This is a genomic window from Acinetobacter haemolyticus, from assembly GCF_003323815.1.
Taxonomy (GTDB): Bacteria; Pseudomonadota; Gammaproteobacteria; order Pseudomonadales; family Moraxellaceae; genus Acinetobacter; species Acinetobacter haemolyticus.
On the sequence record NZ_CP030880.1, the window covers coordinates 3,368,901 to 3,392,338 of the forward strand.

General features: G+C 40.5%; 24 protein-coding genes. 17 read left to right on the plus strand and 7 right to left on the minus strand.

The window, feature by feature from the left end; translation table 11 throughout:
- Window positions 1–4: 4 nt before the first annotated feature.
- The 3 genes from DS737_RS15615 to DS737_RS15625 all read left to right on the plus strand — a co-directional run bounded on the left by DS737_RS15615 (window position 5) and on the right by DS737_RS15625 (window position 3,838).
- Window positions 5–2,191: a polysaccharide biosynthesis tyrosine autokinase gene (locus DS737_RS15615; RefSeq protein WP_113997911.1), complete on the plus strand. Its 2,187-nt coding sequence runs from the start codon at window positions 5–7 to the stop codon at window positions 2,189–2,191.
- A gap of 196 nt (window positions 2,192–2,387) precedes the next feature.
- Window positions 2,388–3,095, plus strand: coding sequence for an FKBP-type peptidyl-prolyl cis-trans isomerase (locus DS737_RS15620; RefSeq protein ID WP_113997912.1), 708 nt, complete (start codon window positions 2,388–2,390; stop codon window positions 3,093–3,095).
- Between the two features lie 59 nt (window positions 3,096–3,154).
- Window positions 3,155–3,838 carry an FKBP-type peptidyl-prolyl cis-trans isomerase gene (locus DS737_RS15625; RefSeq protein ID WP_113997913.1) on the plus strand — a complete coding sequence of 228 codons (684 nt, stop codon included), beginning with the start codon at window positions 3,155–3,157 and terminating at the stop codon, window positions 3,836–3,838.
- 59 nt (window positions 3,839–3,897) lie between these two features.
- On the opposite strand, the gene murJ is transcribed toward DS737_RS15625, so the two are convergent.
- Window positions 3,898–5,448: a murein biosynthesis integral membrane protein MurJ gene (gene murJ, locus DS737_RS15630; protein ID WP_171287596.1), complete on the minus strand. Its 1,551-nt coding sequence runs from the start codon at window positions 5,446–5,448 to the stop codon at window positions 3,898–3,900.
- 88 nt (window positions 5,449–5,536) lie between these two features.
- On the minus strand, window positions 5,537–6,103 hold the full coding sequence (gene ampD / locus DS737_RS15635) for a 1,6-anhydro-N-acetylmuramyl-L-alanine amidase AmpD (RefSeq protein WP_113997915.1): 567 nt from the start codon (window positions 6,101–6,103) through the stop codon (window positions 5,537–5,539).
- A gap of 143 nt (window positions 6,104–6,246) precedes the next feature.
- Between ampD and nadC the strand changes: the two genes are divergently transcribed.
- Window positions 6,247–7,092 carry a carboxylating nicotinate-nucleotide diphosphorylase gene (nadC, locus tag DS737_RS15640; protein WP_113997916.1) on the plus strand — a complete coding sequence of 282 codons (846 nt, stop codon included), beginning with the start codon at window positions 6,247–6,249 and terminating at the stop codon, window positions 7,090–7,092.
- Here the strand turns inward: nadC and DS737_RS15645 are convergent.
- The 4 genes from DS737_RS15645 to DS737_RS15660 form a co-directional block, all read right to left on the minus strand.
- Complete coding sequence (locus tag DS737_RS15645) at window positions 7,089–7,280, minus strand: ABZJ_00068 family colistin stress protein (RefSeq protein WP_113998007.1); 192 nt, start codon at window positions 7,278–7,280, stop codon at window positions 7,089–7,091. The genes nadC and DS737_RS15645 overlap by 4 nt on opposite strands.
- A gap of 240 nt (window positions 7,281–7,520) precedes the next feature.
- On the minus strand, window positions 7,521–8,237 hold the full coding sequence (gene rph / locus DS737_RS15650) for a ribonuclease PH (protein WP_004637386.1): 717 nt from the start codon (window positions 8,235–8,237) through the stop codon (window positions 7,521–7,523).
- Between the two features lie 97 nt (window positions 8,238–8,334).
- Window positions 8,335–9,477, minus strand: coding sequence for a fatty acid desaturase family protein (locus DS737_RS15655; protein ID WP_171055756.1), 1,143 nt, complete (start codon window positions 9,475–9,477; stop codon window positions 8,335–8,337).
- A 30-nt stretch (window positions 9,478–9,507) separates the two neighbouring features.
- Entirely contained in the window at window positions 9,508–10,533 is a 1,026-nt protein-coding gene (locus DS737_RS15660) for a ferredoxin reductase (protein WP_113997917.1), read from the minus strand.
- A 581-nt stretch (window positions 10,534–11,114) separates the two neighbouring features.
- Between DS737_RS15660 and DS737_RS15665 the strand changes: the two genes are divergently transcribed.
- Both DS737_RS15665 and DS737_RS15670 read left to right on the plus strand, forming a co-directional pair.
- A complete protein-coding gene (locus DS737_RS15665) occupies window positions 11,115–11,765 on the plus strand; it encodes a TetR family transcriptional regulator (RefSeq protein WP_113997918.1) in 651 nt (216 codons plus the stop codon).
- 106 nt (window positions 11,766–11,871) lie between these two features.
- A complete protein-coding gene (locus tag DS737_RS15670) occupies window positions 11,872–12,501 on the plus strand; it encodes a TetR/AcrR family transcriptional regulator (RefSeq protein WP_004637382.1) in 630 nt (209 codons plus the stop codon).
- A gap of 62 nt (window positions 12,502–12,563) precedes the next feature.
- Here DS737_RS15670 and DS737_RS15675 read toward each other — a convergent pair whose 3' ends face one another.
- Complete coding sequence (locus DS737_RS15675; RefSeq protein ID WP_113997919.1) at window positions 12,564–13,184, minus strand: thiol:disulfide interchange protein DsbA/DsbL; 621 nt, start codon at window positions 13,182–13,184, stop codon at window positions 12,564–12,566.
- Window positions 13,185–13,362: 178 nt separating this feature from the next.
- Here DS737_RS15675 and ubiG point away from each other — a divergent pair, with 178 nt between their 5' ends.
- From ubiG to DS737_RS16310, 11 genes are all read left to right on the plus strand, one after another.
- The gene (ubiG, locus tag DS737_RS15680; RefSeq protein ID WP_113997920.1) at window positions 13,363–14,076 is read left to right on the plus strand and encodes a bifunctional 2-polyprenyl-6-hydroxyphenol methylase/3-demethylubiquinol 3-O-methyltransferase UbiG; all 714 of its coding nucleotides are present in this window, start codon (window positions 13,363–13,365) and stop codon (window positions 14,074–14,076) included.
- Window positions 14,076–14,774 carry an HAD family hydrolase gene (locus DS737_RS15685; protein ID WP_113997921.1) on the plus strand — a complete coding sequence of 233 codons (699 nt, stop codon included), beginning with the start codon at window positions 14,076–14,078 and terminating at the stop codon, window positions 14,772–14,774. The genes ubiG and DS737_RS15685 overlap by 1 nt, the downstream gene beginning before the upstream one ends.
- 30 nt (window positions 14,775–14,804) lie before the next feature.
- Entirely contained in the window at window positions 14,805–15,551 is a 747-nt protein-coding gene (locus tag DS737_RS15690; protein ID WP_109441793.1) for a YciK family oxidoreductase, read from the plus strand.
- Between the two features lie 164 nt (window positions 15,552–15,715).
- Window positions 15,716–16,093: an RcnB family protein gene (locus tag DS737_RS15695; RefSeq protein ID WP_113997922.1), complete on the plus strand. Its 378-nt coding sequence runs from the start codon at window positions 15,716–15,718 to the stop codon at window positions 16,091–16,093.
- Between the two features lie 142 nt (window positions 16,094–16,235).
- Window positions 16,236–17,591: an amino-acid N-acetyltransferase gene (gene argA, locus DS737_RS15700; RefSeq protein ID WP_004637376.1), complete on the plus strand. Its 1,356-nt coding sequence runs from the start codon at window positions 16,236–16,238 to the stop codon at window positions 17,589–17,591.
- A gap of 309 nt (window positions 17,592–17,900) precedes the next feature.
- Entirely contained in the window at window positions 17,901–18,890 is a 990-nt protein-coding gene (locus DS737_RS15705) for a sulfonate ABC transporter substrate-binding protein (RefSeq protein ID WP_113997923.1), read from the plus strand.
- A 111-nt stretch (window positions 18,891–19,001) separates the two neighbouring features.
- Window positions 19,002–20,177: an FMNH2-dependent alkanesulfonate monooxygenase gene (ssuD, locus tag DS737_RS15710; protein ID WP_113997924.1), complete on the plus strand. Its 1,176-nt coding sequence runs from the start codon at window positions 19,002–19,004 to the stop codon at window positions 20,175–20,177.
- Entirely contained in the window at window positions 20,174–20,977 is an 804-nt protein-coding gene (ssuC, locus tag DS737_RS15715; protein WP_113997925.1) for an aliphatic sulfonate ABC transporter permease SsuC, read from the plus strand. The genes ssuD and ssuC overlap by 4 nt, the downstream gene beginning before the upstream one ends.
- A gap of 15 nt (window positions 20,978–20,992) precedes the next feature.
- Entirely contained in the window at window positions 20,993–21,793 is an 801-nt protein-coding gene (locus DS737_RS15720; protein ID WP_113997926.1) for an ATP-binding cassette domain-containing protein, read from the plus strand.
- A gap of 241 nt (window positions 21,794–22,034) precedes the next feature.
- Entirely contained in the window at window positions 22,035–22,646 is a 612-nt protein-coding gene (locus DS737_RS15725) for a TetR/AcrR family transcriptional regulator (RefSeq protein ID WP_005085882.1), read from the plus strand.
- A 273-nt stretch (window positions 22,647–22,919) separates the two neighbouring features.
- Window positions 22,920–23,438, plus strand: a complete 519-nt coding sequence (locus DS737_RS16310) for a DUF5677 domain-containing protein (protein WP_228206833.1) — start codon at window positions 22,920–22,922, stop codon at window positions 23,436–23,438.

A 23,438-nucleotide genomic window follows, 5' to 3' on the forward strand; every position in this document is an offset into this window, starting at 1 on the left:
GATTATGAGCCAAAATACCAATACTGAAGATACGATTGACTTAAAGGAACTTTTCTTTGCGCTACTGGCACAATGGAAACTGATCGCATTATGCGTCATGCTCAGTCTTGTATGTGCATTGTTATATCTACGTACCACCCCCAATACATATTCTGTAGATGCGCTCGTACAAGTCGAGAATACTAAAGGTGCCTCGGCAGCATTATTAGGTGATCTTTCACAAGTCATCGATCAAAAATCCCCAGCCCAATCTGAAATCGAAATTTTAAAATCGCGCTTGGTTCTTGGCTCAGTAATTCAAGCCTTAAATCTCGATATCAATATATCAAATCCGAATGATACTTTTGTACAACGATTACTTGGAAAACCTGATGATGCTATCGAATATGCTCCTAAAGGCATCACATTTCAAGATGGTCAAAAATCATTTGAAGTTCGTCAGTTTGATGTGCCTCAAGCATTTTTGGATAAAACACTCAACTTAAACTTTAAAGCAGATCAGTTTGAATTAATTGATACACAAACAGATGAAATACTCTTGTCTGCGCCATTAAATCAAGTTAATCAACTTTCAAATCATTATGGAGTATGGAAACTCAGTATTTTCTCAAGAGATCAGCTAGAGACTAACTACCTGATTCGTAAACGCTCTTTACCTGCAGCAGTTAAGGCCATTAGTGCAAACTATTCGGTAGCAGAAAAAGGTAAGTTGACTGGGATTTTAGGACTGAGCTATCAAGGTGAAGACAAACAACACATCACCAAAGTGCTCAATGCAATCTTGTCCGCTTATAGTGCACAAAATGTAGCACGTAAATCGGCAGAAACAGAACAAACACTCAAATTTTTGGATGAACAATTACCAGAGTTAAAACAACAACTGGATAAGGCAGAGCGCGAGTTCAATAAGTTCCGCCAACAGTACAATACTGTGGACGTTACCAAAGAGTCGGAACTATATCTCACACAGAGCATCACATTAGAAACTAAAAAGATTGAACTAGAACAGAAACAAGCAGATATTGCAGCCAAATATACGGCAGAACACCCAGCAATGCGTGAAATTAATGCCCAAATCATTGCGATAAAAAAGCAAATTGCCGATCTGAACAGCACATTAAAACAATTACCTGATCTACAAAGACAATATTTACAGCTTTATCGTGAAGTTGAAGTCAACACGCAATTGTACACAGCATTGTTAAACTCTTACCAACAGCTTCGTATTGCCAAAGCTGGTGAGATTGGTAATGTACGTATTGTGGATACCGCTGTAGAACCAGTAGAACCAATTAAACCGAAAAAGTTGCAAATTCTAATACTTGCTATTTTCCTTGGTGGCTTCCTTGGCACTTTGATTGCTTTGTTACGTAATATGTTACGTACCGGGATTAAAGATTCAGCTCAGATTGAACGAGAGCTTGATCTACCTGTTTATGCCACAGTACCACGTTCCCCAGTTCAAGAAACTCGTATGAGTATTTTGAAAAAGAAAAAGAGCATTCCAATTCTTGCAGTTAAAAATAGTGATGATATTGCTGTCGAAAGTTTACGGAGTATTCGTACCGCCATTCACTTTGCATTAAATAATGCCAAAAACAATATTGTGATGATCGCAGGCCCTGCACCTGAGGTCGGGAAGTCATTCATCTCAACCAATCTTGCAACGATCTTTGCTCAAAGTAATAAAAAGATCTTACTGATTGATGCGGACCTTCGTCGCGGCTATTTGCATAAATACTTTAGCAAAGACGTGAAACCAGGACTTGCTGAATTACTGACTGGTCAAGCTGAACTGAGCCAAGTGATTCATGAGACGGAAGTTTCAGGTCTGAGTATTATTACTCGTGGCAAAAACCCAGCTAATCCATCTGAAATTCTAAGCTCTGAGCAATTTAAAACTTTGCTTGAAACCCTCAGCTCTCAATACGACCATATCATCATTGATACACCACCAATTTTGGCAGTAACGGATGGTATTATCATTTCTCAATACGTCGGCGTTACTTTATTGGTTGCTCGTTATGCCAAATCACAAATGAAAGAACTTGAGCTCAGTTTGAATCGTTTTGATCAAGCTGGCGTCAAAGTAAATGGATTCATTTTGAATGATATTCAACGTGCCAGCGGTGGTTATGGCTATGGTTATAACTATGCCTATGCCTACAAAGCAAATAACAAAGACGACTAAACCCTCTTTATCTACATGATGATAAAGCCAGATCAATGATCTGGCTTTATTGCGAAACCAGATACTAACATCTTTTAGAAAACATAAAGCCTATAAAAAATACACGCATTTTTCTGATCAGTTATTCAATGCGAAAGCAGAGACATGCTAAGATCAATGCCATATTTTTTATCAAAATCTCAATTTTGGACATCTCATGAGTAAAGCGTTACCTGTTATTGTCGCAGCCGTTTTAGGCGGTGCAGCCCTTGTTCCAATTTATTATGCCACTCAACATCCTGCGACTGAGCTTGGTAGTAAAGCTGATAAAAATGCAGCCCCAGTTGCTAAAATTAGCTACGCCTTAGGTTATGAAGTTGCGAAACAGACTCCACCAGAGTTAGAAACAAGCGCATTTATCACAGGTTTTCGTGATGGACATGCAGATAAACCTGCTGCTTATACCGAGGAAGAGCTACAAGCCGCTTACGTAGCGTTTCAACAAGATATGCAACAAAAGCAAATCGAAGAGTCTCAAAAAGCTGAAGCAACCAGCAATACATTCTTAACAGAAAATGCCAAGAAAGAAGGCGTTAAAACCACAGATTCGGGCTTGCAATATAAAGTCACGAAAGAAGGCACAGGTAAAAAACCAACCGAGACTTCAGTGGTGAAAGTACATTACAAAGGTCAATTGACTGATGGTAAAGTATTTGACAGTTCTTATGATCGTGGTGAGCCAATCGAGTTCCCACTCAATCAAGTGATTCCTGGCTGGACTGAAGGCTTACAATTGATGAAAGAAGGTGGTAAGGCAACCTTCTATATTCCTGCAAACTTAGGTTATGGTACTCAAGGTGTTCCAGGCTCTATTCCGCCGAATAGTACTTTGATTTTTGATGTTGAACTCATCGCAGTTAAATAATAGATATAGGGAGAGCATGTGCTCTCCCTTATTTTTGCAAATGCATTCTGGAAGAAATAATGAAAAAATTAAGTTTAATTTTAATGAGTATGCTGATGGGTAGCGCTTATGCGTCACCAATCACTTTGAAAAGCCCACAACAAGAACAATTGGGCTATAGCTACGGTTATTTGATGGGTAAAGGCAATGCCAATACCCTCAAAGATTTGAATATTGATGCTTTCATACAAGGCTTAAAAGAAGCAACACAGGGCAAGCCTGCATCCTTAAGCGATGAAGAAATGGCAAACGTATTAAATCAGTATAAAAAGCGCATAGAAGCCAAACAACTGGTTGAGTTTCAAGAAATTGCTCAAGAGAATGACAAAATTGGCAAAGCATTCTTGGCAGAAAATCGTAAAAAAGCCAATATCGTAACCACAAGATCAGGTTTACAGTATCAAGTGCTTCAAGCCGGTAAAGGAAAGTCACCTAAAGCTAGTGCAACGGTAAAGGTTAACTATGAAGGACGCTTACTGGATGGTACAGTGTTTGATAGCTCAATTGCCCGCAATCAACCGGTTGAGTTTAAACTCAGTCAAGTGATTCCCGGTTGGACCGAAGGACTACAAACCATGAAGGAAGGTGGCAAAAGTCGTTTCTTTATTCCATCAAATCTTGCTTATGGTGAAGTCGGTGCGGGTGATGCGATTGGTCCCAACAGCACACTCATTTTTGAAATTGAGCTCATCGAAGTTAAGTAATTCAAATTTGAAATACCCCTTCTTTCAATAAGGAGGGGTATTTTTTTAATGCTTATAATTTAGTGTTTCAAATGTCTTGGTCTAAATCCTGTTACGAATAATCCAATAACATAAGCAACTACACCAAGTACGCACAAACCCATGACCTCTGCAACACGTAACCACTGTGAAATATCACCTTGATACCACGTTAGGCCATACCACAAGGCAGCAATCATTACGATATTGGCAACACTAAATTGGAAAGCGAGTTTCTTCCAGTGTGCCCCAAAGCGATAAATATTGCGCTTGTGCAAATAGTAATAGAGTAGGCCTGCATTTACTAAAGCCGAACCTGAAGACGCCATCGCCAACGCCATGTGCTCCGCCTCCCAACCATTCAATTTAAATAAACCAATAAATAGGACATTTAAAATCGCATTTGCAGCAACTGCGATTAAGCCGACACGCACAGGTGTCTTGGTATCTTGTTGTGCATAAAAACCTGGGGCAAAAACTTTTATCAGCATAAATGAAATGACACCTGCACTCATACATTGCAAAGCCAAAGCCGTCATTTGTGTATCTTGTAAGGTAAACTCACCACGTTGGAACAAAGCCTGAATAATCGGTGTAGACAACATAAATAAAGCAATGCTGGCTGGAATGCCCACCAACATGATGATCTTTGCTGCCCAATCCAACATTCCTCTAAACTTTGTTTGATCCTGTTCCGCATGACGGGCAGACAATGACGGTAAAATCACGGTACCAATCGCGACCCCAATCAGACCTAATGGCAGCTCAGTCATACGTTCAGCACTATACAACCATGATACTGAGCCATCTTGCATAAACGATGCCCAAATCGTATTCAGTAATAAATTGATTTGAGTGACAGAAACACCAAATAACGCGGGCAGCATTAACTTTAAGATACGATCCACACCTTCGTGTTTAAAATCAACTTTTGGTGGAATCAGTAATTTCTTTTTCCATAATTCAGGGATCTGGATCGCCAGTTGCAGTACACCCGCCACCACCACTGCCCAGCCCAGCGCCATGATCGGTTCTGCCATAAAAGGTGTCAGCCACCATGCACCTGCGATCATTGCAATGTTCAGTAGTACGGGGGCAAATGCAGGTGAGGCAAAAGAGCCATAACTATTTAAAATACTGCTGGCGAAAGCCGTCAGTGACATAAACATTAAGTAAGGAATAGTGAGGCGAAACAAATCTACCGCAAGTGCAAATTTTTCTGGATCTTTATGAAAGCCAGGTGCATAGATATAAATGATCACAGGCGCGGCAATCATTGCAATCAGCGTCAGCAGTGACATCGCTGTTAGTAAGCACCCAAAAACACGACTAATGAGAATTTGTACTTCGGCATGGGTGCGACTGGTCTTATATTCCGTCAAAACAGGAATAAAAGCTTGTGAAAATGCCCCTTCCGCAAACAATCGTCGAAAAAAGTTGGGAATACGAAACGCCACGACAAAGGTATCGAAATCCTTACCTGCACCAAAAACATTGAGCAGTACAATGTCTCGTACCAATCCAAGTACTCGAGATAACATCGTCATTGCACTGACAATAACAGTCGATCGCCACAATGCCATCACACTCACCTACGGCTTATTTTTCAAAAGCGTTATTGTAATAAAAGTTCAAACAAATTTCGTTGTAGAATCATAAATCTGATGCTGTTTTTTCACTTCATTTGTGTTTCGCGAGCATATTACGAAATAATTGCCAATCAAAATAAGGGCCAGGATCAGTTTTACGCTGAGGCGCAATATCCGAATGCCCTGCAATATGGCGTTGAATCTTAGGATATGCTTGACGCAGTGTGTGCACCACCTCAACTAAAGCTTGATATTGTTCAGGCTCAAATGGCAGATCATCACTCCCCTCGAGTTCAATACCAATCGAATAATCATTGCATTCTTTTTGGGCAAGATAACTCGAACGGCCTGCATGCCACGAACGGTGCTGAAAATTCACAAATTGAATGACTTCACCTGTCCGCAAAATCAATAAATGAGCCGATACCTGCATACCTTCAATGGTCTGAAAATAAGGATGCACGGACCAGTCCAATTGATTCTGAAAAAACTGCTGAATATAACCACCACCAAACTGCGACGGCGGTAAGCTGATATTATGAATCACAATCAATTGAATATCGATATCCGCGGGGCGTGCGTTAAAATTTGGTGATGCAATCTGTGTTGCACCCAATAATATTCCATCTTGAACTTGCGTAAATCTAGATTGTGACATTGTGACTCGAATCAGCAATTTAATATTTATGTTTCCATTTTGACATGCTTTATCCAGAATAATCGAGATGAAATACTTATTTTTTAAGCCGAGGGTGCTAATATAAGCCCCAAGTTTTTTAATCAGAATCTACTGGAAATGGTATGAGTATTCCTCAATCTTTGCTTGAACAATCTATTCAAATCAATATTCAACAAGCATTACAAGAAGATATTGGGGACGGTGATATCACCGCCATGCTCACACCAGCAGATGAACTAGCAACTGCAACTATTATCAGCCGTGAGGAAATGGTCTTGGCGGGTCAACCTTGGGTCAATGCACTGATTCAAGCTTATGACAACACGGTTCAAGTCACTTGGTTAAAACAAGAAGGTGATGTTGTGGCTGCCAATGAAGCTTTTTTAAAGCTTGCAGGTTCAGCCCGTAGTTTATTGACAGTGGAACGTCCAGCTTTAAACTTTATCCAGACACTTTCAGCAGTTGCAACCAAAACAGCCAGTTATGTAAAACAACTTGATGGCTTACATACCAAACTACTCGATACACGAAAAACCTTACCGGGTTTACGCATCGCACAAAAATATGCAGTGGCTGTAGGTGGTGGTCAAAACCATCGTTTAGGTTTATTTGATGCTTTCCTAATTAAAGAAAATCACATCATGGCAGCGGGTGGTATTGCACAAGCTATTACTAAGGCCCATGAAATCGCGCCGGGTAAACCTGTCGAAGTTGAAGTTGAAACTTGGGATGAACTCAATCAGGCACTTGAAGCAGGTGCTGATATTGTCATGTTAGATAACTTTAGTCAGCAACAAATGATTGATGCTGTAAAACATGTTGCAGGTCGCTGTAAATTAGAAGCTTCTGGCAATATCACCATTGAGAATTTACGCGAAGTTGCGACAACAGGTGTGGATTACATTTCAATGGGTGTGCTCACCAAAGATGTAAGAGCTGTTGATTTATCAATGCGTTTTAATGCTTAAACCTGCTCGGAGTCGTTTTTATTCATCGTTAATTGCTCAGTAAACGAAGCATCTGGTTTCGAATTATCAGATGCTTTGGTCTGTTCAGTCCACGCTGATTTTGACTCCGCCACATCATTTGGTCGCGGATCAACCGCCATTAATACAAACGTAACTGCTGTTAGAAATACCAGAAATATCTGTAGCATCATTTCCCCTATCATTCTTCATTTCAATTTTTACTCAATCTATCAAAATAAAATGGGGTAAATCAGAGTGCTCTGTTACTTTATGAAAGTATTCGCTTGATCTTTGTAGGCTATCCCAGTAACAGGTCTTTAAATATAAACATCCTATTATGATGTTATCAATGATAATCTATTAGGTCGCATTCAAATAAAAAAAAGGCGGTCTAAAAAAACCAGACCGCCCGCACTATCAACTGGAACTTACCAACCGAGTGCTTGCTGTTGCTTCTGAATCAATTCCGCGATTCCTTTTTCTGCAAGCTCTAACATGGCATTACACTGTTGGCGAGTAAACGGTTTATCTTCTGCCGTTCCTTGAATTTCAATAAATTCACCCGCTTGTGTCATCACCACATTTAAATCCGTTTGGCAATTTGAATCTTCTTCGTAGCATAAATCGAGGAGAACTTCGTCTTGATACATTCCCACCGAGATTGCAGCGATCAGACCTTTTAAAGGGTCTTGTTTAATTTTTTTGTTGCTGAGCAATACATTCATTGCATCAACCAAAGCCACTGCTGCACCTGTAATTGCTGCAGTACGCGTTCCGCCATCCGCTTGGATCACATCACAGTCAATCGTAATGGTGTTTTCACCTAACTTCTTCAAATCCACCATGGCACGCAAACTACGACCAATCAAACGTTGAATCTCTTGAGTACGACCACTTTGCTTACCGCGTGCTGCTTCACGATCACTACGGGTATGTGTTGAACGCGGTAACATGCCATATTCAGCAGTCACCCAACCTTGCCCTTGTCCTTTTAAAAATCGCGGAACAGAGTTGTCAATGCTTGCTGTACACAGCACTTTGGTATGACCAAACTCAACCAAAACTGAACCTTCAGCGTAACGGGTATAGTTACGGGTAATTTTTACCTCTCGTAATTGGTCTAATGCTCTCTGGTCAATACGCATAATGATTCCTTAAAACTATGGCACAAAAGTAATTGCGCCATAGTATAGCTCATTTGCCTACCTATTCCGTTTTACTTATTCGTTACAATTCACTCATTTAAGCAAACTTCAATTTTGCCTTCAGTTTGCTTATTGCTTGAGCAAGATGGCTACCGACATCATTTGGCAATGAACATTTGGCTAAACGTACCCAAACCGTCCAAAACTGCTTCATAAAGTTCGCTTCGTTATAGTTGATACCATATTCAGCACATAACGCTCTGATTTTAGGTGCAACTTCTTCATAACGATTGGCTGGCATATCTGGGAATAAATGGTGTTCAATCTGATGGCTCAAGTTACCACTCATAAAGTGCATCCATTTCCCACCGGTGAAGTTGCTTGAACCACGAATCTGACGTAAGTACCATTCAGCCTTGGTTTCATTTTCAGTATTGTCTGCTTCAAAAGTTTCAGCATCTTCGGTGAAGTGACCATTAAAAATCACTGCCGATGACCAAAGATTACGGATAATGTTCGCCACTGCATTTCCAGCTAACACAGGAATAAAGTTAATGGTCGCAATCGCAGGGAAAAATACATAATCTTTTAGGACTTGGCGTTTCGCTTTTTTACGGAACTCAGCAGCGTCTGCCCATACCTGTTTCCAGGTTTTGGTTTTATAGACTAAAGCATCTTCCAAATGTAAATTTTGTACGCCCACATACCACTGGAAAAAGAACATCAATTGCAATGCCAATGGAATATTCGCCAAGTGACGGACTTCCCATTTCTGATCTTCACTTACGCGTAAAATACCATAGCCGACATCGTGGTCTTTACCAACGATATTGGTGTAAGTATGGTGCATATAGTTATGCGTATAACGCCAGTCATTGCCTGAACAGGTATTGTCCCAATCATAGTCTTCACCACGTAAACTTGGATCATTCAGCCAGTCAAACTGGCCATGCATAACATTGTGTCCAAGCTCCATGTTTTCTACGATTTTAGAAACGCCCAGCATTGCTGTTCCGACTAACCATACAGGTGGGATCCAGCCTCCAAACATCAACATGCTACGTGAAGCAATCTCGGTATAACGCACAAAATTACGTACTTTGTAGATATATTTCGAATCTTGTTCACCAAGGTTTTGCATCACCTCAAGACGAATTGCTTCTACACGGCGACCAAACTCTGCAACTTGCTCAGGTGTTAAATGGGCCGATTTGGATGCGGTTTTAAACTCTAATGCCATATTCATTGTGATAATCCTCAATATTTCTTTTTATAGGTCAATCGTGACTGGGCTAAGCGCCTGACTCACACATAATTTGATTGCGCGGTTCGGTTGATCATCAATTTCACCCGTGATCACATTTTTTGTCACGCCGCTGACTTTGGTACAGCTACAGCGGTTACATACACCCATACGGCAACCATGTTGTGGGCGTAAACCTGCTTGTTCTGCACTACTTAGGAGATTCGTCGTTGCAATAAAGTTCTGTTGTGCACGACGGAAGGTAATCTGTTGGGCTTCATTGGACTGTTCCAACTGCACAGGCTGGAAGAATTCCTGATGGAAATTTTCTGCTGCGCCATGTTGCATATAGATCTCTTGTGCTTGACGCATCATGCTGTGGTGACCACATGCATAGGCTTGAATTTCTTTAAAATTCGGTACCAATTGCTCTAATAAAGCTGTATCTAAATGTTGTTTGGCTACAGAGGTATTAAAGAAATGATATTTTAGCTGTGGATATTGTTTCCCCAAATCCACGATCTCTTGATGGAACACTTCAGCGCGGTTGAAGTACACCACATGAATTTCTTTTAAGTTCTGTGTAATCGCTTGTTGCAATAAAGAATAGATGGCAGTAATACCAGAACCTGATGCAATTAATAGCGCGGGTTGCTGCCCTTGGTGCAAAACAAAATCACCTTGTGCTTGCGAGATTTCGATACAATCACCCACATGTAAAAGCTGAGCTGCGCTAGAAACCAGACCTTGCACTTTGATTCCCAGACGGATCTCACCTTGTGGCGTAATATCAATAATTGAATAACTACGCTGATGATAAATCCCCTGAATCATCAAGGTAATCAAAATACTTTGTCCTGCACTTACTTGCGAAAGGTCAAAGTTATGATTTGGCTTTAAAGTCAATAAAACCATATCTGTACTTAATGAGCGTACTGCTGTCACTTCAGCAAGAATACGTTTCCAAGCAAAAGTTGGTTTTATTTTTTGCAAAACAAAATCAACAAAATCTTCTCTAACCCAGTGTGGCTGATACTCTAACTTTGCGTTCATACGTTCCTCGTTTTGTATCTGGCTATTTATATTGAGTGAACAAATGTTCATGTAGTGAACATGTGTACACTATATTCACTTGTGTTCACTGAGTCAACACTTGTTCACTAATTTTCTGAGTGTTTTTTACTCTTTTTTATAAATGCTTAAATTCTCTTGAGAAAAACAACACCTTGAGGAGATACTGAACCTGCTGAAAATGTGACTGAATTTGCCAAAAGCTAAAAAGTGTCTGATTGAGCAATGGATTAAAGCTAAAAAAAAGCTATTTTTTTTGCTAGACTATAGGGTCTGTTGGCATTTCACAGATGCTTGCGACAGAGAACATCTTTTTGACGATACAAGGCTTGACTTACGAAATTTAGCCCTTCTAAATGAGTAAGGCATAACGCAGTAGCGACAAAAGATGAACCTGTCCCGCAGGGTTATGGCTAAAACTGCCCCAAACTTCGTTATGAAGCTTGACAAGGGAGCCGCCATTGTCTGCGTTTCATGCCTTGTTTGTGTGGTTTTAGCCTATAACGCAAGGCATGGCTGAAATATCAACAAACCCTACTATATGGTTTTAATGGATCTTATTCATGTCGATTAGAGATGAACGAAAACAACAGAGTCGGCAAGCTCTACTGGATGCAGCACTTCACCTCAGTACCTCTGGGCGCTCATTTAGTAGTATTAGTTTGCGAGAAGTTGCTCGTGAAGTTGGTTTAGTACCAACAGCGTTTTATCGTCATTTCCAAGATATGGAAGCACTGGGGCAAGAGCTCGTTGATCAAGTCTCTTTACATCTCAAAAGTCTGATTCATCAACTCGGTCAAAGCTATCTAAAACATAGTGGAGCAGCTAAAACCCGCACCAGTATTGAGCTGTTCGTGCAAGCGGTCAATCATAGTCCGCAACAATGGCAGTTTATGATTGCCGAACGTTGGGGTGGATCTGAAACGGTAAGAATCGCAATTGCACGTGAAATTGAGTTTTTGATTGAAGATCTCGCTATTGATCTCTGCAAGCTTGAAACCTTCAAGCACATTAAAGACGCCAAACATTTACAAGTCTTATCCACCATTTTAATCAATATGTCTTTTACATGGGCGATGACGTGGATCAATCTACCCAAACAGTTTGAGATCGATAATTTATTAGAACAACAGAATCTATTTATAGACAACGCAACCACTCAGGTTCGTTTGTTATTTAATGGGATCTCAAATTGGGAACCACAAAACGTTTGACTATATCAAGCTTAAAGTTTGATATATAAAAGCATTGCTTCGCGTTATTATGCATTAGACAATAAAGCATTGCCGTTTAGAACACTATGAGGAGCTTATAAGCATCATGAATCCTGATCGTCATACACAGTTCTTAATTCGCAAAGAAAAAATTTTGCAGGTTGCTGAAAAACTATTACTAGAAAACAACCAAGAAATGACCCTAGATGAACTGGTTGCCGAACTGGACATTGCCAAAGGTACACTATACAAACATTTCCGCAGCAAAAACGAACTGCTCCTGGAACTTATTATTCAAAATGAAAAAGAAATTTTAAAAATTTCAGATAAATATAATACTGATGTCAAAGAATATGCGCCTCGCTATATGCTCTATCATCTAAAAGCACCCAGTCGTACGATTCTATTGCATCAATTAGAAGAACATCTCACCATGACTGAATCAAAGTTAAAACATCTCTTTGATGAGCTCTATGAAATTCGTCAGCAACGTATTGTTTCTTTGAAAGAAATGACCGAAAAATATTTAAAGTCGCAAAATTATGACATGTCGATTCGTGATTATTTGTCTTATATTTGGTCACTGACCTATGGCGCAGCCTTATTATTAAATTCAAGCTATTACCAACGCTCAATCGGCTCACGGGAAAAATTAATTAACCTCTACGTCAACCAAGCTTTATCTCTACCTACACAAAAAGTGCAAATTGACATAGAAGCTTTGGATAGTGAATAACCCTGAATAAAAAAGGACTGTGGTAATTCCTCAGTCCTTTGTATTTGAGTTAAATGGCAATTTTATTTGCCTTTACGCTCTTTTTCTAGCAAGAAGTCAACCACTTGGGTGACTTTTGCATCTTCACCCTGTACCACATATTTCCCGTTTACCACGACTGCAGGTACGCCTGTCAATTGGTACTGTTGAGCCAACTGATTTGATTCCGCAATTTTTGCAGTAATTGGGAAAGAGTTAAACATACTATTAAATTTCTGTTCTGGCACACCATAACGCGCAAAGAACTTCGCTTGAGATGCTTGGTCAAAGATCTGCTGACCACCCTCATGAATCGCATGGAACAATGGAATATGAGTTCTCTTACGAACACCAAGTGCCTCTGACACATAGTAACCACGCGCACCTTGTTCCCACACTTTATTCATGGCTGCTGGTGTACGAAGGAAATACACATCTTTTGGAATTTTCTTTAACCAAGTTTGCATATGCGGCTCAAGGTTATAGCAGTGACCACAACCATACCAAAAAAATTCACGGACTTCGTATTGTCCTGCTGGCGCAACCGTTTTTCCAGGATTGGCCACAACTGTATAGTCTTTGCCTTCAACAAAATTGGCAGCCATTGTATTCATTGAAAACGTCAACGCAACTGCACCTAAACCACTGAGTACTAACTTTTTCATTGCCTGTGCTTTTCCTCTAAGCATTTTTCGTAAGTTTATATGCTAAATATAAAGCAAACTCGACTAATTCGTTTTTCTTCTGTGAAGTTTTTTATAGGATTTATCGCTTTTTTTGCCAGAATCGCTACACTACCCAAAGATTAAACCGAAATAATCATCCTAATATAGAGGTGACACTATGTCGCAATTGAATGTTGACCCGCAAGAAATCGCAAAATTTGAAGCATTGGCTGCCAAATGGTGGGATCAACATTCGGAATTTCGCCCGCTCCATCAAATCAATCCTTTACGTCTAAACTGGATTGATGAACGCGTTAGCGGTTTGACGGGTAAAAAAGTCCTCGACGTGGGTTGTGGTGGTGGAATTTTAGCTGAGAGTATGGCCCGTCGTGGTGCTGATGTTCTTGGCATTGATATGGGTGAGGCTCCGCTTGCAGTGGGCCGCCTACATGCGCAACAAGAAAATGTACAAAATATCGAATATCGCCAAATTCCTGTTGAACAACTAGCACTAGAGCAAGCAGGTCAATATGATGTCGTTACTTGCATGGAAATGATGGAGCACGTACCTGATCCTGCATCAATTGTTCAAGCTTGCCAAAATTTGGTGAAACCCGGTGGTCATGTGTTCTTTTCAACTATTAATCGCAATCCAAAATCCTATTTATTTGCGATTATTGGCGCAGAATATGTATTGCGCTTACTGCCAAAGGGCACACATGATTATCATAAATTCATCCGCCCTTCAGAAATGGCACATGATATTCGCAATGCAGGTTTAACCCTCAAGGAAATGATTGGCTTACATTACAATCCGATCACCAAGCACTATTGGCTTGCCCCAAATGTCGATGTGAATTACATGGTTCATACTACGAATACAGGTGCTTAATGAAAGCTGTTTTATTTGATCTAGATGGCACCTTAATTGACACAGCAGCTGACTTTATTCGAATCATTCAGCAAATGTGTCGGGACGAGCAACGTCCAGTCGTTGATGCAGAACTCATTCGCACCCAAGTGTCCGAGGGCGCGCGTGCTATGGTGAAATTGGTTTATCCTGAATTAGAACTCACTGATCCTATTTTCTTAGCACATCGCCAACGCTTTTTAGATGTATATGGTGACAACATCGTCGTTGATACCGATCTATTTGAGGGCATGTATCCATTACTTGAACAACTTGAGGCAAATCAGATTCCTTGGGGGATCGTGACCAATAAACCACGTGGTTTGAGTGAGTCCTTACTGGCAGAATTGCAACTGACTAAACGTTGTTCTGTTTTGGTTTGTCCTGAAGATGTGAGTAAAACTAAACCAGATCCTGAACCCATGTATTTAGCGGCAAAACAACTACAGATTGATCCGAAAGAGATTATCTATGTCGGAGATCATCCTCGTGATATTGATGCGGGTCGTCATGCAGAGATGTACACCATTCTAGCTGCATATGGCTATTTACCTATTGAATCCCGTGATGATCTTAGTGCGTGGCAAGCAGATGCCATTATTCACACTGTTGCTGAGCTTCAACAATTGCTCCAACAGAAAATCACAGTTTTAGCAGAAAATCAGGGTATGATGAGTTAAACAACTCAGATAACAACAGGAGGCATAACAATGAAATATTCAGAATATCAACCTCGCCCAGATCTACTTAAAGATCGCATTATCTTAATCACAGGTGCTGGTGATGGGATCGGACGAGCTGCTGCGATGAGTTATGCCCTTCATGGTGCAACTGTGGTATTACACGGTCGTACCTTAAACAAACTTGAAGTCATTTATGATGAAATTGAGGCTTTAGGTGCGCCGCAACCTGCTATTCTCCCATTACAACTCTCAACGGCATCGAGTCATGATTATGAGCTTTTGGTCGATACCTTAGAACAGCAGTTTGGCCGTTTAGATGGTATTTTGCACAATGCTGGCATGCTAGGTGATCGTGTGGAACTCGCCAATTATCCTGTGGATGTCTGGGATGATGTCATGGCGGTAAATTTACGTGCACCTTTTGCTTTAACTCAAGCCTTATTACCTTTACTCGAAAAATCAGAACATGCTTCTGTGATCTTTACCAGTTCAGGTGTTGGGCGTGAAGCGCGTGCATTGTGGGGTGCTTATTCAGTTTCCAAGATTGCGACGGAAGCCATGAGCAAAATCTTTGCCTTAGAAAATAGCTTCCCAAACATTCGCTATAACTGTATTAATCCGGGTGGAACACGTACCGCAATGCGTGCTAAAGCCTATCCAGATGAAGATCCAAAAGTGTTACCTACACCAGACAGCATCATGCCTGCCTATCTTTATCTGATGGGTGATGATAGCCTAGACATGAATGGGCAAAGTATTGATGCGCAAGATTAAGACTTTATGAGAATAATTCCAAACAGCATTGAAGACTAACTTGATGCAGAGAGCCGTGTAAATTATCTTCATCTTTTTAAAGGAACAATGAATTGATCTTCACAGTTTCTCTGCATTTTTAAGGTACAGTTTTCACATGAGAGACATCCGATATTAGGTGTATCATGAAAAAATTTTTCATTATTTTGATTTTAGGTTCAACTGCCTTATTGGGGAGTGTAACAAGTTTTGCGAGTCCTCCATTTGATCGCGATGAAGATACGCGAGGCAAACATGGTCGCAATTTTGAACGTTCAGATAATGACAACCGGATGCGTGAACGCCGGATGCGTGAGGAACGTGGTGTAGAGCGCTTGAAACAACATCGCTGGCAAGCGGGATATGTCATGCCCCAACACTACCGTGGCAATGGCTATAAAATAGATTACAAAGAAAATAATCTACCGAAGCCGGGACGTAATCAACAATGGTACAAAATCAACAACGACTATATCTTAGTTAACTCAGATGATAATAGTATTGTCACTATTCGAGCATTCTAACTACACCACATAGTCCTATACGAGATGGATGGCTCACAAGATCGCACTCAAATTTCATTTGAGTGCTTTTTATTAAACTAAATCATGTGAGTTTGAGTTTTTTTGTTTAGAATCATCTCATATCTGTTGATTTGAGATCGGTATGCCAAGTAAGCCTGTAGAAAAATTGCATCACAGCACTCAACATTATGTACATTGGTTTCGCCATTCTGCACCTTATATTAATGCACACCGAGATAAAACCTTTGTTCTGATGTTCGGTGGTGAAGCCGTTCAGCATGAAAATTTTCAGCATATTATTCACGATATTGCCCTGCTGCATTCTTTAGGCATTCGCTTAATTCTCGTACATGGCGCACGTCCTCAGATTAATCAAAATCTACATCAACAACAGATCGAAACACCGTTTCATCAAAATCGTCGTATTACCACACGCGAATCTCTACGTGGTGTAATGAATGCCGTGGGTTCAATTCGCCTAGAAATTGAAGCTCTATTATCCATGGGTTTAGCCAATTCGCCGATGTACGGCGCACGCATTGATGTGGTTTCAGGCAATTTCGTGACTGCAAAACCTTATGGTATTCGTGAAGGAATCGACTTCCAACTTACTGGCGATGTACGTTCGATTGATACCGATGCAATTCAACGTCATTTAGATAATCATAATATTGTTTTATTAGGGCCAACTGGCTATTCGACCACGGGTGAAGTCTTTAATTTACTCGCTGAAGAAGTCGCAACCAAAACGGCAACTGCATTAAACGCCGATAAACTGATTTTCTTAGGTGAAAAACAAGGGCTAATCAATGATCAACAACAACTGCTACGCGAGTTAAGTCCGCGTCAACTTGAACCCTATATTCAACAATTCCAATCCCAATATCCTGAGTTTGCCTTACACCTCAAACAAGCTCAACAGGCATCATTGTCTGGTGTACATCGTGTGCATCTAATTTCTTATGCGTATGATGGTGCATTAATTGAAGAACTATTTACACGTGATGGGGTCGGTACACTAATCACAGATGCTCACTATGAGGAGGTACGAATCGCCAATATTCAAGATGTCGGTGGTTTGATTAACCTACTTCGCCCACTCGAACAAGAAGGGATTCTGGTCTATCGCTCACGCGAACTTCTTGAAAGCGAAATTGAGCAATTTGCCGTGATTGAACGTGACGGCATGATTTTGGCCTGTGCGGCACTCTACCCCATCCCTACAGGAGAAAATGAAATCCGTTCAGCAGAAATTGCCTGCGTTGCTGTGGATTCAAACTATCGAAAATCCAATCGTGGCAGCCAGATCTTGCAATTTCTAGAAACTAAAGCCAAACAACAAGGCATTCAACAACTGTTCGTGCTAACCACTCGCACGGCCCACTGGTTCTTGGAACAAGGCTTTATCGCGGCCAGCATCGATGATTTACCCAATGCTCGCCAAGCGCTCTATAACTATCAACGTAACTCCTTAGTCTTTAAAAAAGTTTTAGTTTGAGTTCATTTCGGTTGTAGATATTTTTATTTCTCATAAAGATATCTACAACACATCAATATTACTGATTGATCTAAAATAAAAAATAGTCATCTTCTTGAAATACCAAAATTAATTAAACTAAAAACAATACCTTATAAACTTTTCTGATGATCGCGTTTATACAAAGCATGGCTAAGCTTATGCAATCTTGTGTTTTGCACTTTTCCGTATAAATAAAGCCTAATTCGTTATTTTTTCTATCATAGAAAAAGTTTTAGCGTGGTTGCTCATCTTAATTCAATCTTTGATTTTTTGGGGAGCACAACCAACATGATCATTTCAAGCAATCACTCATGGTCATATCTCATCATTGCAGCGAGCCTTGCCAGTTTGATGGGAATCACAGGTTGTGCAAAGAAACCTGAGCAGCAAGCAACAACACAACAAGAAACCACAACATTCAATATCGGCTTTCAAAAGTATGGCATCTTGCCGATCGTTAAAACAAAAGGTGAATTAGAAAAACGCCTTGCTGCTCAGGGAATCAAGGTGAAATGGATTGAATTCCCAGCGGGTCCCCAGCTTCTGGAAGGTTTGAATGTAGGAAGTGTTGTTTTTGGTGAAGCAGGCGAAGCACCACCGATATTCGCACAAGCAGCGAATCCCAATTTGATTTATGTCGCCAACCAACCACCTGCTCCAACAGCTGAGGCATTAATCGTTCATAAAGACTCACCTATACAATCGATACAAGACTTAAAAGGTAAACGAATCGCGCTTAATAAAGGCTCGAATGTGCATTACCTCCTCCTTAAACTACTTGAAGCTCACAATCTCAAGCTCAGTGATATTCAACCTGTTTATTTACCGCCTTCAGATGCACGTGCGGCCTTTGAAAAAGGCGTGGTTGACGCTTGGGTTATTTGGGACCCGTTCCTTGCTGCAGCTGAGCACCAAATCCAAGCCCGTGTAATCGCTAATGGCGAAGATCTGGTGAACAACCATCAATTTTATTTGGCAGATCGCCAATATGCGGAGAACAATCTAGCAGTTTTACAAACAGTGATTACCACACTGAATCAGACCACAGACTGGGTCAAAGCACATCCTGAAGATGCAGCAAAACTACTCGAAAAGCCGACTGGTCTTGGGTTTGATGTGTTAAAGACCTCGATATCTCGTATGGGTTTTGGCGTTCAACCCATCTCAGAAAAAGTGGTAACAGAACAACAATATGTTGCTGATGCTTTCTTTGCACAACAGCTCATCCCAAAACAACTTCACATTCAAGAGGCTGTCTTGAAAAACCAAGTTGAATAATCAAGGGAACAAAGAGGATTACGATTTAAAGCAAGTGATTCCTAGTCCCATGTGTATTCAGCACAGTATGTGCATGACGCAATAAAGATTGATTTTATAAGGAATATCAACATGAATATTTTCTGGTTTATCCCCACTCACGGTGACAGTCGTTATTTAGGTACCAGCAAGGGTGCACGTCAAGTTGATCATGCTTATATGAAACAGATTGCTGTAGCGGTGGATAATCTCGGCTATGCAGGTGTATTAATTCCAACGGGACGTTCTTGTGAAGACCCTTGGATCACAGCCGCCAGCTTAATTGATGCCACCAAACAACTTAAATTTTTGGTGGCACTGCGCCCAGGCATTACCACACCCGCATTGGCCGCACGAATGGCAGCAACCTTTGATCGCCTGTCTAATGGTCGTATTTTATTGAACCTAGTGACAGGTGGTGATGAACAAGAGCTTAAAGGTGATGGCCTGTATGAAGACCATAACACCCGTTATCAAACCGCATCCGAATATGTCAAAATCTGGCGTGAAATCTTGACCCGCTCACATACAGGTGAATCCTTCACTTTTCATGGTGAGCGGTTAAGTGTCGATGATGCCAAACTGCTCTACCCGCCCGTACAACGTCCTTATCCACCGTTATGGTTTGGCGGTTCATCAGAAGCTGCAACTGAATTAGCAGCGGAACAGGTCGATACCTATTTAACTTGGGGTGAACCTCCTGCCGCAGTAAAAGAGAAAATTGAATATCTCCGCGCCAAAGCAGCAGCTAAAGGTCGCACACTCACTTATGGCATTCGCTTACATGTGATTGTTCGCGAAACCAATGAACAGGCATGGGCAGCTGCTAATGAACTGATCCAATATTTAGATGATGCAACAATTGCAGCAGCACAGAAAAAATTTGCAAAAATGGACTCTGTTGGTCAACAACGAATGGCCGCTTTGCACGGCGGACGTAAAGACCAACTCGAAGTCTCGCCAAATTTATGGGCAGGTATTGGTTTGGTCCGTGGTGGTGCTGGTACAGCTTTAGTTGGTGACCCAGAAACTGTGGCTGCACGCATTCAAGAATATGCGGATTTAGGCATTGATACCTTTATCTTTTCTGGCTATCCGCATCTAGAGGAATCCATTCGATTTGCCGAGTTAGTCTTTCCTTTACTTCCCTTACAGACACGACAAAAACTGGCACAACCGCATTTGACTGGTCCTTTTGGAGAAATCATTGCCAACAACTATGTACCTGAAGAGAAGCAATCCAAACTTCCAAGCAAGGAAAGCGCATGACCAAACAACTTTATTTGAGCAATGTTTCACGTGGAACAAAACATATCACTAAAGGTTTGCTCCCTTGGCTATTTCCAATTCTACTTTTGACCATTTGGCAAATTGCGTCAAGCTCAGGCATTTTACAATATCGTGTTTTACCCGCTCCAAGCGCAGTGGTAAGTGCATTTTGGCAACTATTGGTCAGTGGTGAACTTTGGCAGCACGTCCAAGTTAGTGCTGGTCGTGCCTTACTCGGTTTATTGATTGGAGGTGGTTTAGGTCTCATTTTAGGCTTATTGAATGGTTCATCTCGCATCGCATCAACCTTACTTGATACCACCTTGCAAATGATTCGCAATATTCCTGCACTTGCTCTGATTCCATTGGTGATTTTATGGTTTGGCATTGATGAAACCGCCAAGCTGTTTTTGGTGGCTGTGGGGGTGTTTTTCCCGATGTATATCAACACCTATCATGGTATTCGTTCCGTCGATCCTCAACTGATTGAAATGGGGAAAAGTTACGGACTCAATCGCTGGCAACTCTATAAAGAGATTATTCTCCCCGGTGCCATGCCTTCGATTCTGGTGGGACTACGTTTCTCCCTAGGTTTGGTATGGGTCTTACTCATCGTTGCAGAGACGATTTCAGCACAAGCAGGTATCGGCTATATGACCATGAATGCACGTGAGTTTTTGCAAACGGATATCGTCTTGGTCGGCATTTTACTGTACGCCTTACTCGGTAAATTAGCAGATGTACTGGCACAAGCATTGGAACGTTATTTATTACGCTGGCATGCGGGTTATCAAAAATAAAAAGGGGGGACTAAAATGAGTAATTTAAACCTAAATTTTCATGAAAACCATGAAATTAAAACACTTACTGAAGTAAAAACAGCACTCTCATCTGCCAATGGGGCAGAGATTCTGATCGAACAGCTGTATAAATTCTATGCAGAGGTCAAGGTGCTTGAAGATTTAGACCTCCAGATCAAAGCCGGTGAATTTGTTGCAATCGTTGGTCGGAGTGGGTGTGGGAAAAGCACCTTATTGCGCCTTATCGCTCAATTAGAAAAACCCAGCTATGGTGAAATCAAATTTCAATCTGCTCGAAATTTTCGTGAAGGCATTAGCAGTGCGGATATTCGAGTCATGTTCCAAGACCCAAGATTATTGCCATGGAAAAATGTTTTAGCAAATGTGCAACTTGGCTTATCCAAACATCAGCATACGCTGGCAAGTACGCTATTAGAAAAAGTTGGCTTAAAAGACAAAGCCTCACAATGGCCTGCACAACTTTCAGGTGGACAACGTCAACGTGTTGCTTTAGCACGAGCATTGTCTCACTCTCCACGCATTTTGCTGCTAGATGAACCACTTGGAGCGCTGGATGCATTAACGCGTTTGGAAATGCAAAATCTGATTGAACAACTGTGGAAAGAACAAGGCTTTACCGCAGTTTTAGTCACCCATGATGTTAGTGAAGCTGTGCAATTGGCTGATCGAATTATCCTGCTTGATCAGGGTCATATTGCACAGGATTTCAAAGTTAATCTCCCCCGCCCTCGTAAAAAGAGCATTGCTTTTGCGCAACTCGAACAACAAGTCCTTGATGCGGTTTTAGCCAGCTAAAACCGTATACCTCTTTAAAATTGCACTAAAATATCTCAAACATCATGCAGATGCTGCCGCGATCATGATCAAATTATTAACAAAATATGTATTTTAGAGTTTAGATTCTAATAATTATCAAATAGATCCCTACCACTGATCGTAGAATCGCAACTTTTTAAATAAAAAAACTGTGTTGTTGTGCACAAATCCGACAATTTATCTTACAATGTCAAAGACATTTTTTGAATCAAGCTCGCAGATGGAACAGAAAAAAAGTACACAAAAGCGCAATCAACTGCTGAATGCTGCCCTCGATGTTTTCTCTGTCTATGGGTTCAGTGGTGCTAGTCTCGATGAGATTGCTCAGCTTGCGAATATGCATAAGTCGAATATTTTCTATTATTATGAAAATAAAGAATCCCTCTATGTGGAAGTCTTGACCACCGTATTACAAAAGTGGCTTGCTCCCTTACAAACATTAGAATCAGAGCTTGAACCAACTGAAGCACTGACCCACTATTTGATTCAAAAGCTTGAAAGCTCGCGTGACCAGCCTAAGGCTTCTCGTTTATTTGCCTTGGAAATCATTCAAGGTGCACCACATATTTTGCCCATCTTAAAAGGCCCTTTGAAAAAGCTATTTAAGCGTAAAACCAAAGTGATTCAAACGTGGCAAGAACAAGGTAAATTGTCTCAGGATATTGATCCAGAATTATTGATTATCAATATTTGGGCAATTACACAGAACTATGCTGATTTTGCAACGCAAATGGAAATGGTAACGGGTAAAACACTACGTAACCGTAGTATGTACCAACGCACTATTGAACACACTGTCCATTTGATGCTGTATGGCGTAATTCCTCGTTAAGTTTTCTTCACAAGCCTTATTTTAGTGATTGAAATACACGAGTAAAGCGACTTCAATAGTCGCTTTTTTATTGAATGGCTGAGAATATTATTAAATTTATCTGAATAAAATCATGGAACAATCATAGACAAACCCATATAAATAATAAAAAATGAAATCAAAGCCAGAAAGATTTGAAAAGGAAAATTTTTAGTTGAAACTCTAAGGTGTACAATGTCGAGAAAAGAAAAGTTAAGATACAAACAATTTCTCTTTTCCGAAAATTTAAAGTAAATGGCAATAGGTGATAAAAAATTTACTGTAGCTTTTAAAAGTTACTGTAGAACTCTCAACTTAGCAGTGAAAATTTCTCGCTTGGGTGCAGGACGGTATGATCAAGAGGATAAAGTAGTTTGGGCCTCTATTCTTTTTACTAAACTATGCACAACTGGTAGGAGCTTAAAAAAACTATTAGATCACGATATCTCAAAGGAATATAAAGCTGACTGGGATTATGCATCTGCTTTTAGTCTTACAAGGAATATAATGGAATGTTATCAAACACTTTTTTATTTATGTTTTGATAATGTGCCTGAAGAAGAATTAAAAGCACGAAAAGCACTTTTTAATGTACATGATTATTATTCTCGAAAACAGTTTTTCTCCTTTTTCCCTGAGACTTATGATGTGCAAAACGAAGATTTTGAAATTGAAAAAATTGTTTTAGATCAGCTAAAAAACTCTATATTTTTTAAAAATTTAGATGAAAGAGATAGAGGAAAATATTTAAAAGGTAAAAATGCTTTTTTATAA